The following is a 2,825-nucleotide window of genomic DNA, read 5'->3' as shown; positions in this document are numbered from 1 at the left end:
GAGGTACTGGAATAATAATGAATCCTCCTGTATTTATTGTTTTAAGCACTGCATAGCTCTTAACTGAACCGTATTGCGCTATAAATTAGTCTCGGAATCGAGTCGGGAACAAGCTTTAGAATTACTGCGGCACACAACAACTAGAACGCTGCTTCCTTCCGGTTTAGGCCCGGGAGCCGTGATTGCTGACAAAACCGGAGATATCGGCTTTGTCGTTGGCGATGCTGGAATTATTGATATGCCCAACGGCAAGCGTTATTTGGCCGCAATCTTTGTCAAACGTCCTTACAATGACCCGATCGTGAGAGAGTTTGTGCGTCGAATTTCGCGGATTGTTTACAATTATTTAGATCGAGAGTCAGCAAAAGCATCGAATTAAAGCTAAGCAATCGCAGACTTTAAGATTGACTCGTTAGAAGCTGCGAGGCAGAGCCTCTGGATCTGCGTTACCAGGCTCTTCCTGGTAACGAGAGTATGAGACTTGTGGACTCGTTGGACTCGTTCCCAGGAAGAGCCTGGGAATAAATGTCAGGAGGCTCTGCCTCCAGTAAACTAATTAGTTATGGCTTAAAGAATTTCCGGACAAGCTTGGATGCGTTTGAGAAAACAAGCAACCATGTCTGCCCCAAAAAACGAGTCATTTGACCATTTATTTCTATAGCCGCCACCCCCGTAAAAACCCATAGTAGATTCAGTATCGGGCGATTCATACCACGACAACAGCTCACCTCCACCAAACTCACAAATACTGGGTAAGTTTCCTTCAGGAGCATTCAAGCCGCAAGGAATATCCTCGCGTCTTTTGATTGTATATAGTTTGAGGATATCGTAGTAGCTATCGGTTTCAGTTTTTTGCTTGTGCCATCCTACGCGATCGCTAAACTCTTGGCATCTGGTTCCATCCGGTTTTTCCGAACCCAAACTTTCCCAAATGCGTTTTTGTACGCTAAAGCCAAAACGACCCTGACTGTATATTGTCCAAAGTCTATCAATAATAAATAAATCTTCACAAGCTAAAGATTGAATGTCTTCTTTTCTCAACCAGTTGTCCGATCGATTAGCAGCTTGCAGCACCAGCTTGCGAGTTTGTTCGTCTGCTTTTTCCAATTCTTGACTTGCCAGTAAATATTGTAACGAGGTGTAATCTATTCCCGCCTCAGAAATTAATGAAAAAGATCGGAGTGCTTGTTCTACTTTGGTTTCAGTTTTTATAGCAAGTAATCCATAAGCAGACCATTGGATTTGTTTTGATCGATCTTGAAGCGCTTGAATAACTAAATCTAAACCCGCTTCTCCATAATTTAATGCTTGAGAAAGAGCAGTGATTCTAGATTCAATGTCTCCAATGGCAATTCGCCGCTTGACTCCTTCTATTCCGCCTAAAACAGCATCTGTATGGCTTGCTGTATTGTTAGAGCCAAGTACGGCGTCGTATTCTCTGGGTTGAATTGACATCGCGATTCTTTTCTAAAATTTTGACATCAGTTTAGCATAGGCTTATATATAAGGTGGCGATCGCAATTATTTTTAATACATAAAAAGCGAAAGCGAAGCAATCCCAGACTCTGAGATTGCTTCGCTTTCCTCGCTTTAGACAAATCCACTACTGCTCTTTGCGCTCGACAGCTACAGTCAAATGAGCCACAACTGCCCCCACTGTAGCCAGTACAGCAGCAATTGGAAAGACTACTGATCCTGCAACGCCGCCTACCAATCCAGCCATCAGCGGAATGTCTGCCAAAGTCCGCCCTTGCGAGTTTTTGATGACGAGGCGGCGGAGTTTTCCTTGCTGAATTAGTTCTTTGACTTTACCAATTAGGCTGTCGGCGCTAATCTTAAATTCTTCCACTCTAACTTTTTCCTCTGTTGGAAATTCTGAGGCGAATACATGAGTTTCAACTGTTGGGTTGGCTGAATTTCCGGCCGCTGCTGTTTCGTCTTGTAGAATTGTTACTTGTTGTTCTAGTTGTGAGTTCATTTTGTGTAAGGGCGGGTGAAAACCAGCCGTTTAATTTCTATACCCTTATCTTCGGCGATCGCACTTGGGAATGACAGGCAAGGAAACCCTACAATCTGCATTCGTACTTTCCAACCCTGCCTTTTTACTCAAAACTTTATTTTTTTCTGGTTATATCGGGGCGGGTTTATCTATTCCTAAAGGTAGAGAATATATTGTTGAAACAACCCGTCTCTAGATACAAGTAAGGTGCGTACTGCCAGCCATGTCAAGGTGGCTGCTGTGTGTTGAATTTTTAACTTGGACACCAAGCGAACTAAAGTCAGCGAAAATTATTAAAATTAAAACTTTATATTTCTACAATGACTTCAAAAGTGATTGCTATCTAGGCACAATCAAGCTATGGCTTGCAAGGCCAGTTCTCAAAAGCATCCCAGAGATAGCGATCGCACTGGCGAAGTACAATAAAATCAGAAACGCAAACCGAGTACATCAACGAACATCTGAATTAAGATATTAAGCTTGCAGATTTAGCTCAATTGCTGGGTATGAGTCCATTTCCTTTCAGCCATCTGTTGAAGCAGTTGAGCGGCACATCTCCCTAACAATATTCTATCGCCCAACAGGTAAAACGGGAGAAGCAGTTGTTGGCATAAAAAGAGCGATCAATTAAGGAAACGCGATCGCGGCTATTTGACATAGATAGTTTGAGGGTTAGAGAGAATTTCTTGACGGCGAATCCAGTTGGAACTGCGATTGATCGCCCGTTTACTGATTAGATCGACTCGTCTACTTATAGTCATTTCAAATAAGTATGAGACACTCTTTCTGCACAATAAGCACGAATAACTTCATCAAGAGATGTGCC

The 2,825-nt window shown here is 42.7% G+C and carries 3 protein-coding genes; 1 reads left to right on the top strand and 2 read right to left on the bottom strand.

The window, feature by feature from the left end; genetic code table 11:
* Positions 1 to 73 precede the first annotated feature (73 nt).
* Positions 74 to 379: a serine hydrolase gene (locus QUA57_RS28300; RefSeq protein ID WP_333065112.1), complete on the top strand. Its 306-nt coding sequence runs from the start codon at positions 74 to 76 to the stop codon at positions 377 to 379.
* 188 nt (positions 380 to 567) lie between these two features.
* On the opposite strand, the gene QUA57_RS28295 is transcribed toward QUA57_RS28300, so the two are convergent.
* Together QUA57_RS28295 and QUA57_RS28290 are read right to left on the bottom strand one after the other, a co-directional pair.
* The gene (locus tag QUA57_RS28295; RefSeq protein WP_333065113.1) at positions 568 to 1,455 is read right to left on the bottom strand and encodes a GUN4 domain-containing protein; all 888 of its coding nucleotides are present in this window, start codon (positions 1,453 to 1,455) and stop codon (positions 568 to 570) included.
* A 148-nt stretch (positions 1,456 to 1,603) separates the two neighbouring features.
* Positions 1,604 to 1,978 (bottom strand): DUF4342 domain-containing protein, encoded by a 375-nt coding sequence (locus QUA57_RS28290; protein ID WP_333065115.1) that lies wholly within the window; start codon positions 1,976 to 1,978, stop codon positions 1,604 to 1,606.
* Between the last annotated feature and the right edge of the window lie 847 nt (positions 1,979 to 2,825).

The sequence above is a fragment of the Microcoleus sp. Pol7_B2 genome, from assembly GCF_036701035.1.
Classification (GTDB): domain Bacteria; phylum Cyanobacteriota; class Cyanobacteriia; order Cyanobacteriales; family Microcoleaceae; genus Microcoleus.
Note: the sequence above shows the minus strand (reverse complement) of the source record. Positions and strands in the feature narration are given on the sequence as shown.

Coding starts and splice junctions, on each gene's coding strand:
- QUA57_RS28295 (WP_333065113.1), bottom strand. CDS start 1,455: ATGTCAATTCAACCCAGAGAATACGACGCCGTACTTGGCTCTAACAAT.
- QUA57_RS28290 (WP_333065115.1), bottom strand. CDS start 1,978: ATGAACTCACAACTAGAACAACAAGTAACAATTCTACAAGACGAAACA.